This is a genomic window from Microthrixaceae bacterium, from assembly GCA_023957975.1.
Lineage (GTDB): Bacteria > Actinomycetota > Acidimicrobiia > Acidimicrobiales > Microtrichaceae > JAMLGM01.
The window spans coordinates 188409-206755 of record JAMLGM010000006.1 but is presented as its reverse complement, the minus strand read 5'-3'; the positions used below and the strand labels follow the sequence as shown (position 1 = coordinate 206755).

Here is an 18347-nt window from a genome sequence, read left to right as displayed (position 1 = left end):
GGGTTCGTGCCGTGATGGGGTTCGTGCCGTGGTGGAGTGCTACCCGAGCGCTATCCAGGTATGGGTGTCGTCGAATGAAAACATCGGTTCGACCCGCAACATCAGGTCCGTCTCCTCGGCGCCGACGGCGAAGACCACGTTGCCGGTGGCGGTGGCCCCGACCATCAGTTCGGCGAGCTCATCGAGCGCCGGATCAGGCGCGACCGCGAACGTGTCCGAGCTGCTCCGTTCGACCCCGTCGGAACCGAACACGGCATAGTCGAGTTCGAGCCAAGGCGACTTGGGCTCGGAGTTCTCGCTGCTGGTGAGCGTGGCGGACAGGTTCACAATGATGTAGCGCTTGCCCGGCTCCGGCGGTTCATTGAACGTGTTGGCCTGTTCGACCAGGGCAGTCGCCCCGGGGCTGACGTCGGCCGAGTTCACCTTGATCCGCCAACCGTTGCCGAGGTCGACCTCCGACCCGATAGGCAACGCATCCTCTTGGGAACCCGCACCGCCGCCCGACGACCCCGGTTCGACAACGCTGCCGTCGGGGGTGATCACGGTGGCGTCGTTCTTGGACAGTTCTTCGTCGATGGCCGATGTCGTTGCCGAGATGAGGGCGAGACAACCTCCCACACCCAACAACACGACGAGTGCGAAGATGCCGAGGACCCACGGGAGCTTCGACTTCTTCTTGACGGTGACGTTGCCAGCGCCCCCGTACTGAGGTGCCTGCGGGTAGGCCGGGGGTTGGCCCGACCAAGGGGCTTGAGCGCCTGCCGGTCCGGCGGTCGGCGGTCCGGCGGTGGGCTGTCCGGTGCCCGGAGCCGGCGGCTGCTGCCCCCACGGGGCTTGGGGAGCGGCCGGCGGCGCCTCGAACGCGGCGCGCGTCGAAGGGTCGGGGGGCGACGAGAGGCCAATCGGAGGCGTTGCCGGTGCGGGGGGCGGCGTGGAGGGCTGAGGCGGGTACCACTTCAGGTCCGATGCCTGCCACCAGTCGGGGCCTTGCGGAAAGTCGCTCATCTCGCCATCCTGAGAGTCTTCGTGCGGCGGGGGGGAATCCGCCATGACGTCATCTTATCGGTGAGTTCGAGTTTCGATCGTGGCGTTTCGCTCCAGTAGATGAAGGCTTACGATCGGGTATTGACATCGCGTCGTGAGGAGCCTGCGATGAATCGTCCATCCATGCCCGAGGGCCTCGAGCACGTCCGAACCACGAACACCTTCGACAACGACACCGTGCCTGCCGGATTGCTACGGGCGCACCACGTGGCCGATGGGGTTTGGGGTCGGCTGGTGGTCCATACCGGCACGGTCATGTTCGTCTTCGACGACGATCCCGACCATCCCATCCTGACCGGCCCTGGCCAGGCGGTCGCGATTCCTCCCGCACGACAGCACCACCTCGAGCTCGACGAGCCAGCAACCTTCGCTGTGGAGTTCTATCGGTTGGCGAGTACGCCGACACCCGTGGAAGGCGCCGAGAGCACAGCGCTGAGCGGGGAACCGGGATGACGTCGACGACGCGGTCGGGGTGGCGAGCAGTTCGTCGGCGTCGGTGAGCGGCGGCATCTGAGCGCGTGCCGAGCGCCGAGCGCGCAGCGGTGGCAGGATCGCCACATGTTGCCAATCATTCCTGCCCCGGTACGTGCCGACGAAGGCATCGGCTCCTTCACGCTCCGCTCGGGGTAACGCATCGGCTGGACCGACGATCGCCTTGTGTCGGTGGCCGGAACCTTCGTCGAGGATCTCGCGGCTCGCGGCGGAATCCGCCTCGTCGAAGGTGGGGCGGATTCCCCGATCCTGCTGGAGCTGACCTCCGGCTTCGACGGATCCGACTCGCTGAATCCGACCCATGGAGTGAGCCCGATCGGCGCTACCGCGGACTCGGAGCGCTACCGACTCTGTGTGACGGCGGAAGGCGTGCACGTGCAGGGAACGACGCCGGAAGCAATCTGGCGTGGGCTCACCAGTCTTCGCCAACTGGTTGACGTCGGCGCGGGCGAATCGTCGGTCGACCTGCCGGCGGTCGAGATCGTCGACGGTCCTCGCTACGCGTGGCGAGGTCTCTCGCTCGACGTGGTACGGACCTGCTTCACCGTCGACGAGGTGAAGCTGGTGATCGACCGGGCGGGTTCTACACCCAGGCTGAGTTCCGGGATCTCGTCGAGTACGCCGCCCGCCGCTTTGTGACGATCGTGCCCGAGATCGATCTCCCGGGTCACTGCGCAGCGGTCTTGGCCGCATACCCAGAACTCGGCAGCGCGACCTCCGACTCTGAGGCCATGGCGGGGCCGATGCAGATCGTGTCGATGGACCCCGACCACGCGGCGACGCCGGGCTTCGTCGCCGACGTACTGGCCGAGGTGACCGCGCTCACTCCAGGTGACTACATCCATCTCGGGGCCGACGAAGCGTTCGGAATGGAACACGATAAGTACGTGCGATTCGTTAACGCCGCGCGCGACATCGCTGGTGCGAGCGGCAAGAAGACACTCGGCTGGCAGGAGTCGGCGCGTGCTCATGTCGCCGTTGATGCACGTGTATCTCGACCAGCCCATGGTCGAGCCCGGGCCTCAGGATCAGGAAGAACGTCGCCAGCGCGTCGGGCTTCGGCTCTATCCGGGCAACACGGTGCGCTCATCGCTGGACTGGGATCCGCTGACCCTCCGCGACGATGTGACCTCGGAGGAGCAGGTGGCAGGGGTCGAGGCCGCGATCTGGTGTGAGACGGTGATGTCGTTCGCCGACCTGCAGTTCGCACTTCAACCGCGACTCGCGGGACTCGCCGAACGTGGTTGGGTGCAGCGCGCCCCGGTCGATTGGGATGACTACTCCGCGCGGCTTGCTTGGAGGGCTCCAGTTTGGCGGGCAGCTTCATGGGAGTTCTTCCGTGCCGGTTCGGTCGATTGGCGTTGACGACCGCCGATGGCCGAACGCCCTGGCCCGGTCAGAACCGGAACCGCGTGAGACCTCCAGGCTCCTCGTCAAGCGCGGCGGTCGCTGAACGTGGGGTGATTCGATAGACGTGCCACGGCGGTGCGCCCTGGGAAGGCGCGTTGAACGCAGCGGTGATGCCAACACCGGTCGGATCGACTTCAGCGGGCCAGCCGCCAGCCGCCCAACCGTCGGTTGCCCGTCGCAGTTGGGCGGTGTCGGTGACCCGCGAAGCGATGCCTTCGACCACGACGTCCGCGCCGAGGATCGACACGGCAACCGAACAGCGTGGATCGCGCTCGATATTGCGGTGTTTGCGGGTTGTGCGGCCTGTTTGGAACCAGAACGTCTCGTCGAGCCAGAGCGCTCCGACCGCGGTGACATGCGGGCTGCCGTCGTCGTTGATGGTGGTGAGCCAGGTGGTGCGCGCATTGTGCGCCTCGGGTGACGGCGGTGACCCGTCGGCGAGTTTTCCGACGATGGCCTTCCAAGCGACCGGCGGTAGTCCTTCGTCCACACTCAGGTTGATCGTCTCCACGGCGACTCCTCTCGTCGACGCGAGGCTACGGCGAGGGTCATTGCTGAAGCTACGGGAATGTCAACGGCATGCGAAGTCGCCCGGCATCACTTCGACCGGATCGCGATGCGGTCGAGCGCCCACACCACCGCGACGCCAGCTGCCGCAGCCACACCGACGGTTGCGATGCAGGTCAGCGTGGCCGAATACGGTCCACCAACCCCGATCACCATCGCGATCGCGGTGAATCGCAGGCGGTACCCCCCGGCGATCCCCCCGGCGGCACCGGCGGCACCGGCGAGGTCCGAGGACCCTCCGATGAGCGGCACCAGTGCGCGACCGGTGAGGTCGCCCAACGCGAGGAATGGAACGAACACACCGCCGCAGCCGCCGGCGGTGATCGCAGCGACGGTGGCGACCGCCCGCAGGAGCACGACCAACAGCAGTGTCGTGCCGTTCGAGGTTGTCTGGTCGGCCCAAACCACGGCACCTCCACCCGGTCCCACCGCCGCCGTCGGTGCGGCGAGGTTCATGAGGAGAACCGCCGCGACGACGAGTACCGGAGCGCCCGTCAGGAACTTGATCCAGGGGCCGGGATTCCAGCCGCGGACGGCATAGATCGCCACCCCGGTGATCCCGGTCACGGCCCCGGCGGTGGCCCCGACGACGATCGCGGTGGCGAGGGCGTCACCGATGTCGCCGGGTGCAACATGTGGGACCGCCAGGCGGATGAAATCGAGTTTGAACGCGAGGTTGAACAGCCATCCGACCGTGGCTCCGGCGCCGGCCGCGAGCACGCGTTCGAACGTGATCGGGGTCTGTTTGCGGCGACCAAGTTCGAGCATGAACACCAGGCCGACGAGTGGCAGCCCCATCAGTGCGGCAACGCCGGCCGCCCCTCCACCCAGGCCGGCCGGACGCGCGATGCGTCGTGCCCACGGTCGCGAACCGAGGGCCGCACCGGCCGCGACGCCGAGGTGTGCGGCCGGTGCCTCGGTCCCCAGCGGCGCGCCCATACCGACCGACGTGATGATCGCTGCAGCGCGAATCGGTGCCAGGCGCCAAGGGAACCGTTCCTCCTTGCCCGAGGCGGTGACCACATCGGCGGTGAGGTCGGCGCGTGCGAGGTCGAAGGGAAACGACAGCCATGGCCGAAATCGGACCCGACGGGAAGTGGGTTCCGCTTCGAGGTGTTGGGTGGCGGTGCCGTGGGCGATCACCTGCAGGAGTACGACGGTCAGCGCAAGCCCCAACGTCGGGGCGGCGACCAGCACCCAGTTGTCCTGTCGAGACACCACGGCGAGAAGGCTCTTGACCGCATCGGTCAGCCCTGCGGCGACCGCGGCTCCGGCTAGACCCCCGATGGTTCCGCCGGCGAGGGCGATTCCAGACCGGCTCAGGATTGCGGCGGGTCGCCGACGATCAGATGGTTGTGAGCCGGATCGAGCCCGGCCGGATTGGGCGACCACGGTTCAACGAGATGCGTCACCGCGGGCGGCGCGACGGGGTGGAGAGGTCCTTCGAGTCGGCGGGGCCGAGCGGGCAACCTCCGATTCGGCCGCCGCCCTGAGCACTTCGATCCCCTCGATGATGCCCGCAACCAGACCGTCGATGTCCGGCGCGACATCGGGGCATGCGATCACCCCGATATCCAGGTTGCCCATGTTGGACAGCACCGTGATGTTCAACGCGGAACCCTCGATCAGGGGACCGAACGGGTAGGCACCGCGCAACCGAGCCCCGGCAACATAGAGCGGAAGTGGCGGTCCGGGCACGTTCGACACGACGAGATTATGGATCGGGGCAAGGCGATCAGCGAGCCCGGCCGAACTGTACATGCGACTGGCGAAACGGAACATCGCCGGAGGCGTGATCTCGGTGACGTCGCCGATGATGTCGGCGCTCAGCACCTCGTGAACCGCCTTGGCGTTGCTCGTGTCGTCGTTGACGGCCCGGAGTTGTTCGGTGGGGTCATCGAGATGCACCGGAAGCCGCACGAACATGTTCGACACCTGGTTGGCGGCGGCGCTGTCGGAGGCCTTTCCCCGCACCGAGACCGGCACGCTGGCGACAAGAGGTCGGCTCAGATGCTCGCCATGGTCGGCCAGATATGCCCGGAGTGCCTGGGTGCACGCAGCGAGCACCACATCGTTCACGGTGGTCTCGAACGTCGACTTCACGAACTTGAGGTCGTCGAGGGGCGCCGCACCGAAGGAGACGGATCGCCGAACGCTCAACGAGCGGTTGAAGAAGGTTCGTGGAGCGTCGAACGGACGGGCCATGGAATGGCGGTCGTCTCCGCGTGCGGTGACCTCGCGCACGACGTTTCCGATGGAACTCAGCGATCGTCCGAACGCTCGGACCCCGCGGAGCGGACTCGTCACCCTCGACGCCACCGCGCCGACGAACAGCTGCGCCTGGTTGGGCAGGCGTGTAGGTGCGTCGAGATCGAGTTCCTCCGTGTCGGGTGGCAGCGCTTCGAGATCGACGATCTGGGCCATGATGTCGGTTCCCGAAGCGCCGTCGACGGCGACGTGGTGAATCTTGGTGACGAGCGCGACCGAGCCGTCGGCGAACCCTTCGACCACGACCATTTCCCACAGCGGCTTGGAGTAATCGAGTCGCGCCGTTGCGAACTCGCCGACCCACGCCTGGAGGTCGCTGGTGGTCGCCGTTCCCCCGAGGTCGACCTGTCGCATGTGGTCGGTGGGATTGAAGTCGGGATCGTCGGCCCACACCGGATGGTCGAGCCCGAACGGTGACCTGAGCAGACGTTGGTGAAAGACCGGTATCTGCTGGAGCCGGTTGAGGACGTGGGTTCGGAATCCGTCGAAGGTGAATCCGCCAGGAACCGTCGACGGGTCGAGCACCAAGACGCCCGTGACGTGCATGTGCACGACGCGGTTCTCCATATACAAGAAGGCAGCGTCAGAGGCCGAGAGTCGTTCCACGTCCACAGTGTGCCACCCGTACCCGAACGACACCCGACCGATTCAACCGATTCGGCCGGAGACGTGCCCGGGGGCAGCGTCAGCCGGAATCCGGCGTCGACGCTCCGGTCGATACCGCTGCCAGGTCGGCCTCCTCGGCGTCGGTGAACAGCCGTGACCTGATCAGGAATCGCACCCCTTCGGGCGCCTCGAGCGAGAACCCGCCGCCGCGGCCAGCCACGACGTCGAGGGTGAGGTGGGTGTGTTTCCAGTATTCGAACTGCTCGGCGCTCATGTAGAACGGCGCGCCGCCCACCTCGCCCAACAACACGTCGGAATCGCCGACACGGAACTCGCCGAGGGGGAAACACATCGGGCTGCTGCCGTCGCAGCATCCGCCCGACTGGTGAAACATGAGCGGTCCGTTGATGGCGGTGAGGCGACCGATGAGTTCCAGTGCCTCGCCGGTCGCCTCAACCCTCGCCGTGGACATGGTCAGAAGAACCCGAGCTTGTCGGGGCTGTAGCTGACCAGGAGGTTCTTGGTCTGCTGGTAGTGGTCGAGCATCATCCGGTGGTTCTCCCGGCCGATCCCCGACGACTTGTAGCCACCGAACGCGGCGTGGGCCGGATACAGGTGATAGCAGTTCGTCCAAACGCGGCCCGCTTGAATGCCGCGGCCGAGCCGGTAGGCGGTGTTCATATCGCGGGTCCACACGCCGGCACCGAGGCCATAGAGCGTGTCGTTAGCGATGCTCAACGCCTCGGCCTCATCGCTGAAGGTGGTCACCGCGAGCACCGGACCGAAGATCTCCTCCTGGAAGATGCGCATCCCGTTGTGACCCTTGAAGATGGTGGGTTCGACGTAGTAGCCGCCCTCGTGGCCAGCGACCTCGCGCTGGTGGCCTCCGATGAGGACCTCGGCGCCTTCGGCGCGGCCGATGTCGAGGTAGCTCAGGATCTTTTCGAGCTGATCATTGCTCGCCTGCGCTCCGATCATCGTCGCCGGGTCGAGCGGATCACCAGCGACGATCGCCTTCACCCGCTCGAGTGCCCGCTCCATGAAGGCGTCGTAGATCGACTCCTGAATGAGCGCTCGCGACGGGCAGGTGCACACCTCGCCCTGGTTGAGGGCGAACATCGTGAAGCCCTCGAGGGCCTTGTCGAAGAACGCGTCATCGGCGTTCATCACGTCGGCCATGAAGATGTTGGGCGACTTGCCGCCGAGTTCGAGGGTCACCGGGTTCAGGTTCTCTGACGCGTACTGCATGATGAGCCGTCCGGTCGTCGTTTCGCCGGTGAATGCGACCTTCGCCACCCGCGGGCTCGACGCCAGTGGCTTGCCGGCCTCGACGCCGAAGCCGTTGACGACGTTGAGGACGCCGGGGGGCAACAGATCGCCGATCAACTCGACGAGATGCAGGATCGACATCGGCGTCTGCTCGGCCGGCTTCAGCACCACACAATTTCCGGCTGCGAGCGCCGGCGCCAGCTTCCAGGTGGCCATGAGGATCGGGAAGTTCCACGGGATGATCTGTGCGACCACGCCGAGCGGTTCCTTGAAGTGGTAGGCGACCGTGGTGTCGTCGAGTTGGGAGATGCCGCCCTCCTCGGCGCGCAGCACCCCGGCGAAATAGCGGAAATGGTCGATGGCGAGCGGCAGGTCGGCGGCAAGGGTCTCTCGAACCGGCTTGCCGTTTTCCCAGGTCTCGACGACGGCGAGTTCCTCGAGATGGTCCTCCATCTTCTGGGCGATGGCCAACAACGCTGCGGAACGTTCAGCCGGACTGGTCGCACCCCACGTCGCCCGTGCGCCGTGAGCGGCATCCAGTGCCGCCTCGACGTCGGCAGCGGTGCCCCGAGCTACCTCGCAGAAGACCTTGCCGTCGACCGGCGACGGGTTCTCGAAGTACAAGCCGTTCGCCGGAGGAACCCACGCTCCGCCGATGTAGTGCTCATAACGGCTCTTGAGCTTGATTGGGCTTGCTTCGCCCCCGGGCTGTGGAAACGCCATGTTGAAACCCCCTGTTCAGCGTGATCGCGCCCCCTGCGCGACCGCTTCGCACAGCATGGGCTTGGTAGGTTGGCAAAGGGTTGGTGCCGATGATCGGGGGTGAGGCATCGCCCGCTGTGAGGAGGAGCCATGGCGAGCGCAGAACTGTGGAGCCGGCGTCGGGAGATCGAATCGGCGCGCGCCGCCGGCCGAGCCATCGACCCGGTCATCGACGGGTCGTGGCAACGCTGCAAGCCGATGTTGCCGGCGAGCCGTGCACACGCACCGGTCGACGCGGAGCCGGACGAAGTCGGCGAACGGTGGGAGGCGTCGCCGATTCGCCGCAGCGGTATCGGGGTGGAGGCACAGCTCGCCTCGGCGGCGGAGGCGAGCGATCTCATCGCCGCGATCACCGATGAGGAGGGCCGGATCCTGTGGACCGCCGGGAGCACGCGGATGCGTGATCTTGCCGCAGCCGTGGGATTCGTCCCGGGTGGACGTTGGGACGAGGCATCGGCGGGCACCAACGCGCTCGGCCTGGCGCTGCTCACCGGCCGCCCGGCATCGGTGTTTTCCGCCGAGCACTGGTGTCAGTCTGTCCAGGACTGGGTGTGTTGGTCAGTGCCGGTGCGCGCCCCCGACGGTCGTCGCCTCGGCGTGTTGGACCTGTCGGGGAAGTGGGATCGGGCATCGCCGGTGGCGGCCCTTGCGGTGGCCTCGCTCGCTCGTCTCGTCGAGGAGCACCTGCCGTCAGGTGTTGTGGCGCCGGGCGCCGAGGACGGGTTGACGTTGCGTCTGTTGGGCCAGGCCGGTGCGACCTTTCGCGGGCAGGCCCTGGCGCTTTCTCCCCGGCAGTCGGAGTTGCTCGCGGCGCTCGCGCTCGAAGGCCCGTGCAGCCTCGACCGTCTGAGCGAGCTGGTGTATGGGGATCGCCAGGTACGCGCCGCGACCGTGAAGGCGGAGATCTCGCACCTGCGTCGTCTGCTCGGCGGCGGCATCGCCTCGCGCCCATATCGCCTGACCGTGCCGGTGCGTGTGGACGTGACGGAATTGCGGCAGATGCTGCGCGACGGCGACCTTCGCGGCGCGACCCTGACCTACGCCGGTCAGATGTTGCCCAACAGCGAGTCTCCGTTCGCGGTCGACCACCGTCATGTGGTGGATGTGATGTTGCGGGAGGCTCTGCTCTCGGCCGGCAGCGCGGACGAGTTGTTGCGGTTCGCCGAGGTCCACCGGTACGACGAGGCGGTGCTCGAGCGGGCGATGGCGGTTGCCGCGGCCCACCCCGCGGCGCGCCATGAGGCGGAGGCGAGACTCGACCTTGCCCGGCGCGGCTGACACGTTGCATCAACGTTCCACCGGTCGGCTGAGCGGTGATGCCGCGTGGCGCCGAGGCGTGATCGGCTCGCCGACGTCCGGGGTCGAGCGTGGGATCATGATGAGATGACCGATTGTGCAGCCGATCGTGCGACGGCCTGGACCGGACGAGGTGCGCTGCCTCGACCTGCGGTCGACCGCGCCGTCGACGGATCGGCGCCGTTCGTGGCCCTCGTCGGTCCCGCAGGGTTCGGCAAGACCGTTGCGCTGAACGCGATCGCGCAACGACACGACGGGTTGGCCGTCGTCAGCGCTCGCGTCGGACGAGCAGCACTCGGTGAGGCGCTGCAGGGCGGCATCGACCGAGGTCTGGTCCTGCTCGACGACGCACACCTGTTGGAACCCGAGCGGTCGTGTGACTTGGTCCGCCTCGTCGAACGGGTCGTCGCCCAAGGTGGCCGGCTGGTGCTCGCGTCGCGAACGACGCCGCCACTGCCGCTGCGTCGGTGGCAGGTCGAGGGCACCGCAGAGGTGGTGTCCGCATCCGGGCTGGCATTCGACCACGCGACCCTCTCCGGCCTGTTCGAGGTCGACGTCGTCGAGATCGATCGGATCATGGGAGCGACACACGGTTGGCCCTCCGCTGTCGCCCTGCTCGCCCAACGCATGAACGAGATGCCCTTCGAGGCGGCGCTGCGGGTGATGCATCCACAGCACGTGTCCTACGTGGCCGAGGAGGTGCTCGGCGTGCTCGACGACGACGAACGCGACCTGCTGAGGACGCTCGCCGTCCTCGACCACCTGGACGGAGAGGTGGTGGGCCGAGTACTCGGCGACCGCCGCGGGCTCAAGGTGTTGTGGGATATCGCCGATCGTACGCAGCTGTTCGAGTCGGTGTCGCCCGGACAATTGGGATGGCGCGGCGATGTCCGCGCGGCGCTGATGCACGAGCTGCTCATCGAACGCCCGGAGTCGGTTTGCGGACTTCACCTCACCGCTGCCGAAGCGCTCGGCATGCAACGCCGACACGTAGCGGCCCGGTTGCGGCACCTCATTCAGGCCGAGGCATGGGACCTCGGGTTGGACCTACTGGTCGCCCACTGGCGGGAGATGTTGGACCCCGACCAGTTCGACGTTCTTGCCGACGCGGCCGCGGAGATGCCGCCCGACACCGTCGCGTCGGACCCCGTCCTTCAGCTCGGCACCGGCGCGGTGCTCCTCGTGGCGGGCCATACCGCGACCGCCAAGCTCTACTTCGACGAGGCGACCGCTCATGGCGGCCCCGAAGTCGCGGCCACCGTGGCAGCGTTGCTCGCCCACGGCACCTGGTGGTCGACGCCTCCGAGCCATGCGCTCGACCACCTCGACGAGGTGGCGCGGTTCTTCGACGGCGAGGCGCACCGGGAGTTGCTCAGCATTCCTGGATTCGAGGCCATCACCGCCGGACGCTCGATCCTGCCGGTGTCGCGTGCCCGCGCCCTGGCGTTGGTCGATGACGTCGGGCAGGCCAACGAACAGCTTCGCTTCCTCGACTCCGTGACCGCATCGGATCCCGTCGCGTCGTCGGTGAGCGCGTGGGCCACCAGGGCCTGGGTCGCGGCCCTCGCTGGGGAGTTGGCCGATGCCGCCACGGCGTGCACGATGGCCTTTTCATTGGCTCGCGATGGAGGGTGGTTGGGAAACGCCGGGCTCGCGCCTGCCCATCTCGCGCGGGCACTCATCGTGTCGCGTTCCGGTACGTCTGTCGACACCTGGCACGATCTCGCCAGCGCGGCGGAATTGGCGCTTCGCGTCAAGGCCTGGGGCCTCCTGCGCACGACCCGCGCCGTCGCTGCGATGTGCGGTCACCTCGGACGTCCGCTCCTGGAGTCGGAACCCGAGGTTGTGGTCCCCGTTCCGCTAGCCGACCGGATCATCGCCGCATGGCAGGCGGTCGGTGCTCAGCGCAGCGGCGACCACAGGACTGCCGCCTCGCTCCTGGCCGTCACAGCCCCCAGCGAGATGGCGCTGTGCCAATGGGTCGAGGCCTCCGTCGCCGTGCACGGCGTCGCCCACACCGCGGGGCTCGTTTCCGCCATTGCCCCGCCCCAAACGCCTGCGGCCGGCGTCGATCGACTCCTTGTCGACGCGTCGCTCACCACCGACCCGGTGCTGCGCGCCGAACTGATCCGGGACGCAGCGGAGTTGGGCCGGTCGCACGGGTTGTACGGTTTGTTGCGCAACTATCCGGGAGCGGTTCTCGACCTGATCGAATCGACGAGGGACGAGGGGTATCTCGAACGGGTGCTCACGCACGACACCGCAGGAGTCGCTGTCGTTCCCGACGTGGCACTGTCGGAGCGCGAACTGCAGATCCTGAGATTTCTCGATGGGCCGCTGTCGATCAACGAGGTCGGTGCGCAGGTGTACCTGTCCGGTCACACGGTGAAGTGGTACATCAGCCGCATCTATCGAAAGCTGCACGTTCACAGTCGGAGCGAGGCGGTCGAACGCGCGAGGACCCTCGGGCTTTTCGACACCGCGCGTTAGGACCCCTGCGACGTCCGGAACGGGACGGTCTGGAGGATCCGGAAAACCACCCGGGTGGAATCGAAGACCACCCGCGAGCGTCCACAGGGGGTCGCCGGTCGGTGGTAGTCCATTCCACACCGCTCCCTGAGGAGCGTTTAGGTCGCTTGGAAAGGGTCGCGATGACAGTTGACAGCGCTTTGGATGGAGGCTTGGGACCCCTCGACATCCTCATAATCGGCTTTCCGGACGGCAAACCCGATCCGGTCGGTTTCGATCGGTTGGCTGCCCTTGTCGACGCCGGAACGATTCGGATCCTCGACCTCGAGTTCGTTCTACGTGACGAGGGAGTGGCCTACCTCGCCAAGTCGACCGATCTACCGCCGGTCGACGGCTTCGATGCCGACTTCTGGGCGGGGGCGAGTTCCCACCTGCTCGACCGCGACGATCTCGATCATCTCGCCGCCGACTTGGAAGAGGGAGAACTGGGGCTCGTCGTGCTGATCGAGCAGAGCTGGATGCTCGGATTGATCGATGAATGGGTTGGTAACGGCGCGCATCTCATCGCGGATGACGGCCTTCCGTCCCGGGATCTCGTCGACGCACTCGACGCCGCGGAACGACGCGAAGGGAGCGACTGATGGGGCTGATCAAAACCGCCACGCGGGTTGCGGTCGCCAGCAGCGTTCACGGACGGGTTCAACGCCGCCAGCAGGAGCGATGGGCGGCCCAGCCCCCTCAGCCGCCAGCTGCTCCACCGATGCCCGCCCCTCATGTGGCACCTGCGCCGCCGGCACCTGCACCGCCGGCGGTCGATCTGCAACAGCAGGTCGATTTGTTGCGCCAGCTCGGCGAACTTCGCGACGCGGGCATCATCGACGAGGCCGAGTTTGCTGCGAAGAAAGCCAAGATCCTCGGCTGACAACAGCGGTATCGTTCGGCGAACCGCCCGACGTATGAAAGAGGCCCGCCATGGTCCGACTCCTTGCGACTGCTGTCGTCGCCTTCTTATCCAACGCCGTCGGTCTGATCGTGGCGGCGCTGATTCTTGACGATGTCCGTCTCGGGACGTTGGGATTCGTCATCGCTGCGCTCATCTTCACCGGCGTGTCGGTGCTGACCGAACCGCTCCTGCGTCAGGCCGCGATGAAGCGAGCTCCTGCGTTGCTCGGCAGCACCGCGCTCTTGACGGTGCTCGTCAGCCTCATCGTCACCGCGATCATCAGCGACAGCCTCTCCATCAACGGTCTCGTCACCTGGGTGCTTGCCACCATCGTCGTGTGGCTCATCTCGTTTGTAGGACGGCTCGTGTTCCCCCTGTTGGTGTTCAAGAAGACGCTGTCGGCAGCGAGGTCGTCGCGCTCGGCATGATGCAGCGGTTGGCGCTCACCGCGTCGCTGATCTCGGCCGGCGTCGCGTGAAGCGTCGTTGCCTCATCGGCGGTTGCCACCAGGTCCTCGGTTGAGGTCGGTCGGCTTGCCCGGTCGGGTGCGCTGAGCGCGATCGGGCCCAAAGACCCTGCACCGCAACGCACCCTCGGGTCATCATGGGTTCCATGATGACCCGCCACCCAACGGGGGTCGCCCGTCGGTCGGCGACAAATCCCAGCGTGACGAGTGCCAGCTTGAAGGTCGCGATGGCGGTGTCGGGATCCGTGCTCGTGGCCTTCGTGTTCGTGCACATGGTGGGCAACCTCAAGGTCTTTCTGGGTCGCGACGAACTCAACCACTACGCCGCCTTCCTGCGCGAGTTCGGGGTGCCGCTCATGCCGCACGGGTGGTTCCTCTGGATCGTGCGAGTGCTGCTCACGGTCTGCGTGGTCACCCACATGGCCAGCGCTGCGGTGCTCACCTCGCGGGCGCGCGCCGCCGGCCGCAACCGGACGACTCGTGGCCATCAGGTGAGCTGGTGGCGGTCGTTCACCTCCCGAACGATGGCCGTGAGCGGGGTGGTCATCGCCGCGTTCGTCGGGTTCCATCTTCTCGATCTCACGTTGGGGGTGACCGCGGCCGACGGATTTCGCCACCCCGCCACCGTCGATGGCGCCACCGCCTACTTCGCCTACGAGAACCTCGTCGGAAGCTTCCAACGGCCAGCGGCCGCGGCGCTGTACGTCTTGGCCATGTTGGTGCTGGGAGCGCATCTTTCGCACGGGTCGTGGTCGGTCATCCACGATCTTGGCGTGACCGGTGCCCGGGCTCGGCGAACTGCGTTGATCGTGCTCAGCGTTGTGGCCGCTGCGGTGGTGGTCGGCAACGTCTCGATCCCGCTTGCGGTCCAGGCGGGGTGGGTGAGCTGACATGGGCGAGCCGCTGACGCTGGACGACTTGTGTGATGTCGGCGCCGACATCGACGGCAACGCTCCTACCGGGGCCGATCCTGCTGCGCTGTGGGCCGAACGCAAACTCTCGTACCGTCTCGTCGGCCCGCTCAACCGTCGACGCTTCCGAGTGGTGGTCGTCGGCACCGGCCTCGCGGGCGGCGCCGCGGCAGCCGCGCTTGGCGAGCTCGGCTATCAGGTGGAGTGTCTCACCTATCACGACGCTCCTCGGCGGGCGCACTCGGTCGCGGCGCAGGGTGGCATCAACGCTGCACGTTCACGCAAGGTCGACAACGACTCGGTCGCCCGAATGGTGATCGATACGGTCAAAGGCGGCGACTTTCGTGGACGCGAAGCCGACTGCTACCGGCTCGCCGAGGAATCGTTGCGGGTGATCGACCATCTCGATGCCATCGGGGCCCCGTTCGCCCGCGAGTACGGCGGGGCGCTTCGAACGCGCTCGTTCGGGGGAGTGCAGGTCAGCCGCACCTATTACACGCGCGGCCAGACCGGCCAACAGCTGCAGGTCGCCGTAACCCAGGCGCTGCTGCGCCAGGTCGCGGCCGGGACGGTGAAGCTGTCGACCCGCCACGAGATGCTCGACCTGATCGTGGAGGACGGCCGTGCGCAGGGCGTCGTCGCCCGCGACCTCGTGACGGGTGAACTCAAGGCGATCACGGGACACGCGGTGATTCTGTGCACCGGCGGCTACGGCAACGTGTTCTTCCAGTCGACGCTCGCAAAGAGTTCCAACGCCACCGCGGCATGGCGGGCACACCGGCGCGGCGCCTACTTCGCGTCGCCGAGTTTCGTTCAGTTCCACCCCACGGCGCTGCCCGTGAACGCCCCGTGGCAGGCGAAGACCACGCTGATGAGCGAGTCGCTACGAAACGACGGTCGCGTGTGGGTTCCGCTTCGGGCCGGCGACGACCGGCCGGCCAACGAGATTCCCGAGTCCGAACGTGACTACTACCTCGAACGTAAATACCCGAGCTACGGAAACCTCGCGCCGCGCGATATCTCGTCGCGGTCGGCACGAGAGCAGATCGATGCCGGACATGGCGTCGGCCCGCTGCGCAACAGCGTGTATCTCGACTTTCGCGACTCGCTCGAACGCCTCGGTCGCGACGTCATCGCGGAGCGTTACGGCAATCTGTTTCAGCTCTATCGCGAGGCGACCGGGGAGGACCCGTTTGTCGTACCGATGCGGATCGCACCCGGTGCTCACTTCACGATGGGAGGGTTGTGGTGCGACTACGACCAACGCACCTCGGTGCCGGGGCTGTTCGTCGGAGGAGAAGCAGCGAACAACTACCACGGCGCGAATCGGCTCGGCGCCAACTCGCTGCTGTCCGCCTCGGTGGACGGCTGGTTCACCCTTCCGTACTCGGTTCCGGACTACCTCGCCGGGCTCCTCGGCACCGCGCCGCTGGATCCTGCCGGCCCGAGTGCGAGCGCCGCGATCGCCGAGGTCGAAGCCGGTATCGAGCGGCTCTGCCGTATCGGCGGCACCCGGCCGGCATCGGTGTTTCACCGTCAACTCGGCGAACTTCTCTACCGGCACTGCGGCGTCACCCGAAGCGCGGAGTCGCTCGTCGTCGGCATCGAAGCCATTCGTGCCCTTCGGGCGGAGTTCTGGCGAGACCTCGCGGTCGTCGGCGGTGCGGCGGAGTTCAATCAGGAACTCGAACGCGCCGGCAGAGTCGCCGATTACCTCGAGCTCGCCGAGCTGATGTGCATCGACGCGCTCGATCGCGACGAGTCCTGTGGCGCGCATTTCCGCACCGAACACCAGAGCGCCGATGGTGAAGCCGTTCGAAACGACGAGGACTATGCGTTCGTGTCGGCCTGGGAGTACGCGGATCGGCCGATTCGGCACCGCGAACCCCTTCGGTTCGAACACGTCGGTGTGCAGACGAGGAGTTACGCGTGAGACTGAACCTGCGCGTCTGGCGTCAGCACGACGCACACAGCCCCGGCGAGTTCACCGTCTACGAGGTCGACGATGCGTCGCCCGACATGAGCCTGCTCGAACTTCTCGACCACCTCAACGAACGTCTCGTTACCCAGGGGACGGCCCCGATCGCCTTCGATTCCGACTGCCGTGAGGGTATCTGCGGGGCGTGTGGGATCACGGTGGATGGCCGCGCCCACGGCCCGGTCCCGAACGTGGCGAGTTGCCACCAGCATCTGCGCAGCTTCACCGACGGTGCGACCGTGACCCTCGAACCGTTCCGCACCGGGGCCTTTCCTGTCGTGCGCGACCTCGCCGTCGACCGATCGGCGCTGGACCGGCTCATCGAGGCGGGCGGCTTCGTGAGCGTCGACGCGGGCACCGCAGCCGACGCGGACGGTGCCCCCACGCCTCACCTCATCGCCGAGGAGGCGCTCGACATGGCGGCGTGTATCGGATGCGGGGCGTGCGTTGCCGCATGTCCGAACGGTTCCGCCCATTTGTTCGCGGGCGCCAAGCTCGCCCACCTTGCCCTCGTGTCTCGGGGACGGGCCGAACGTGGCCGACGGGCCCGCCGAATCGTCGACCGGCTCGATTCCGAGTTCGGTCCGTGCTCCACCCACGGCGAATGTGCCGAGGTGTGCCCGGCGTCGATCCCGATGACCGCGGTTGCGACCGTCAACCGCGAGCGCCTTCGGGCGGCATTGCGGCGAGGCGACGACTGACCGGTGTCGTCGGCCGTCGAGTTCGACGGTGGCGGGCACTGCGCGTGGGCCGTATACGTTCGGGTGTTCGGACCAGGTCGGATCGTGACGGAGGTGCAGGGAGATGAAGACACTCGTGATCGGGGCGACCGGATTCATCGGTTCTGCCATCACCCGGCATCTCGTCGACGAAGGTGGCGAGGTCCGTATCGCGGTGCGTCCCAACAGCGACACCCGGGGGTTGGACGACCTCGACGTGGAGCGCGTCGGTGCCGATCTTCGCGACATCGATTCGCTTCGGGCGGCGCTTCGCGGATGCGATCGGCTCTTCCTGACCGCCGCATTGTTCTCGCATTGGGCGCGCGACGTCGACGCCTTCTACGAGGTGAACGTCACCGGCACCCGTCACGCGCTGCAAGCTGCGCTGGAAGCCGATGTGTCGAAGATCGTCTACACGAGCACCAACAACGCCATCGGGGCCTACGGGCCGAACCCGGTCGATGAGGAGGTCGTGTTCAACTACTGGGACACCGGCGACCACTATTCGATCTCGAAGTACCTCGGCGAGGTCGAAGCGACCCGCTTCGCAGCGCGAGGGCTTCCGGTGGTGATCGTCAACCCGACCCTCGTCGTCGGCCCTGGCGACCGGCGGCCGACCTCGTCGGGACAGCTCGTGTTGGAGGTGGCCGGCGGAAAGCTCCCCGTCTACACGCAGGGCTGGGTGAACGTGGTGGACGTCGACGACGTGGCGGCGGGACATCTCCTGGCCGCCGAACGGGGCCGGGTCGGCGAGCGGTACCTGCTTGGAGGCACCAACCTCACCGTCAAGGAGTACTTCGGGTTGATCGCCGAGGCGGCCGGGCGCCGACCCCCTCGGGTGCGGCTTCCCTACCGGACTGCCGTAGCGTTGGCCCACGGGTTCGAAGCGGTGTCGCGGTTCACGAAGCGGCACCCGACGGCCACGGTGTCGGAGGTGAAGATCGGCCGGCTCGGCGAGTGGTACAACAGTGACAAGGCTCAACGGGAGCTCGACTTCACCGCCCGTCCCGCCGCCGAGGCCATTCAACGATCGGTCACCTGGTTCAAAGACGAGGGCTACCTCTGAGCGTCCGCTACCTACGGTCCGACGAGCCCGCGGCTTTGGTGACCAGAGTCAGTAGCGCCGAGCGCCAAGACGCGTTATAGA

General features: G+C 67.0%; 19 protein-coding genes. 12 read left to right on the top strand and 7 right to left on the bottom strand.

From position 1 onward, the window contains the following. Positions 1-39: 39 nt before the first annotated feature. Entirely contained in the window at positions 40-1005 is a 966-nt protein-coding gene (locus tag M9952_10705; protein ID MCO5313386.1) for a hypothetical protein, read from the bottom strand. Positions 1006-1152: 147 nt separating this feature from the next. On the opposite strand from M9952_10705, the gene M9952_10700 reads away from it, so the two are divergent. Further along, on the top strand, positions 1153-1497 hold the full coding sequence (locus M9952_10700; protein ID MCO5313385.1) for a DUF1971 domain-containing protein: 345 nt from the start codon (positions 1153-1155) through the stop codon (positions 1495-1497). Between the two features lie 210 nt (positions 1498-1707). Continuing rightward, complete coding sequence (locus tag M9952_10695) at positions 1708-2175, top strand: hypothetical protein (protein MCO5313384.1); 468 nt, start codon at positions 1708-1710, stop codon at positions 2173-2175. A gap of 28 nt (positions 2176-2203) precedes the next feature. On the opposite strand, the gene M9952_10690 is transcribed toward M9952_10695, so the two are convergent. Next, positions 2204-2362, bottom strand: a complete 159-nt coding sequence (locus tag M9952_10690; protein MCO5313383.1) for a hypothetical protein — start codon at positions 2360-2362, stop codon at positions 2204-2206. A gap of 143 nt (positions 2363-2505) precedes the next feature. On the opposite strand from M9952_10690, the gene M9952_10685 reads away from it, so the two are divergent. Continuing rightward, positions 2506-2901 (top strand): family 20 glycosylhydrolase, encoded by a 396-nt coding sequence (locus tag M9952_10685; GenBank protein ID MCO5313382.1) that lies wholly within the window; start codon positions 2506-2508, stop codon positions 2899-2901. A gap of 31 nt (positions 2902-2932) precedes the next feature. Here M9952_10685 and M9952_10680 read toward each other — a convergent pair whose 3' ends face one another. From M9952_10680 to M9952_10660, 5 genes are all read right to left on the bottom strand, one after another. Further along, complete coding sequence (locus M9952_10680) at positions 2933-3457, bottom strand: pyridoxamine 5'-phosphate oxidase family protein (GenBank protein ID MCO5313381.1); 525 nt, start codon at positions 3455-3457, stop codon at positions 2933-2935. A gap of 86 nt (positions 3458-3543) precedes the next feature. Further along, positions 3544-4905 carry a chloride channel protein gene (locus M9952_10675; GenBank protein ID MCO5313380.1) on the bottom strand — a complete coding sequence of 454 codons (1362 nt, stop codon included), beginning with the start codon at positions 4903-4905 and terminating at the stop codon, positions 3544-3546. Between the two features lie 3 nt (positions 4906-4908). Beyond that, positions 4909-6387: a wax ester/triacylglycerol synthase family O-acyltransferase gene (locus M9952_10670; protein MCO5313379.1), complete on the bottom strand. Its 1479-nt coding sequence runs from the start codon at positions 6385-6387 to the stop codon at positions 4909-4911. A 79-nt stretch (positions 6388-6466) separates the two neighbouring features. After that, entirely contained in the window at positions 6467-6859 is a 393-nt protein-coding gene (locus M9952_10665; protein MCO5313378.1) for a DUF779 domain-containing protein, read from the bottom strand. Positions 6860-6861: 2 nt separating this feature from the next. Further along, positions 6862-8379, bottom strand: coding sequence for an aldehyde dehydrogenase family protein (locus M9952_10660; protein MCO5313377.1), 1518 nt, complete (start codon positions 8377-8379; stop codon positions 6862-6864). Between the two features lie 129 nt (positions 8380-8508). On the opposite strand from M9952_10660, the gene M9952_10655 reads away from it, so the two are divergent. From M9952_10655 to M9952_10615, 9 genes are all read left to right on the top strand, one after another. Further along, positions 8509-9696: a hypothetical protein gene (locus tag M9952_10655; protein ID MCO5313376.1), complete on the top strand. Its 1188-nt coding sequence runs from the start codon at positions 8509-8511 to the stop codon at positions 9694-9696. A 105-nt stretch (positions 9697-9801) separates the two neighbouring features. Beyond that, positions 9802-12204 carry a LuxR C-terminal-related transcriptional regulator gene (locus tag M9952_10650; GenBank protein ID MCO5313375.1) on the top strand — a complete coding sequence of 801 codons (2403 nt, stop codon included), beginning with the start codon at positions 9802-9804 and terminating at the stop codon, positions 12202-12204. A gap of 161 nt (positions 12205-12365) precedes the next feature. Beyond that, entirely contained in the window at positions 12366-12824 is a 459-nt protein-coding gene (locus tag M9952_10645) for a DUF6325 family protein (protein ID MCO5313374.1), read from the top strand. Beyond that, the gene (locus M9952_10640) at positions 12824-13105 is read left to right on the top strand and encodes an SHOCT domain-containing protein (GenBank protein MCO5313373.1); all 282 of its coding nucleotides are present in this window, start codon (positions 12824-12826) and stop codon (positions 13103-13105) included. The genes M9952_10645 and M9952_10640 overlap by 1 nt, the downstream gene beginning before the upstream one ends. 50 nt (positions 13106-13155) lie before the next feature. Next, positions 13156-13554 (top strand): phage holin family protein, encoded by a 399-nt coding sequence (locus tag M9952_10635; protein ID MCO5313372.1) that lies wholly within the window; start codon positions 13156-13158, stop codon positions 13552-13554. A gap of 238 nt (positions 13555-13792) precedes the next feature. Next, positions 13793-14482 carry a succinate dehydrogenase cytochrome b subunit gene (locus M9952_10630; protein MCO5313371.1) on the top strand — a complete coding sequence of 230 codons (690 nt, stop codon included), beginning with the start codon at positions 13793-13795 and terminating at the stop codon, positions 14480-14482. Between the two features lies 1 nt (position 14483). Beyond that, positions 14484-16436, top strand: coding sequence for a fumarate reductase/succinate dehydrogenase flavoprotein subunit (locus tag M9952_10625; protein ID MCO5313370.1), 1953 nt, complete (start codon positions 14484-14486; stop codon positions 16434-16436). After that, the gene (locus tag M9952_10620; protein ID MCO5313369.1) at positions 16433-17182 is read left to right on the top strand and encodes a succinate dehydrogenase/fumarate reductase iron-sulfur subunit; all 750 of its coding nucleotides are present in this window, start codon (positions 16433-16435) and stop codon (positions 17180-17182) included. Before M9952_10625 ends, M9952_10620 begins: the two co-directional genes overlap by 4 nt. Before the next feature lie 103 nt (positions 17183-17285). Beyond that, positions 17286-18266 (top strand): SDR family oxidoreductase, encoded by a 981-nt coding sequence (locus M9952_10615; GenBank protein MCO5313368.1) that lies wholly within the window; start codon positions 17286-17288, stop codon positions 18264-18266. The last annotated feature ends 81 nt before the right edge of the window (positions 18267-18347 follow it).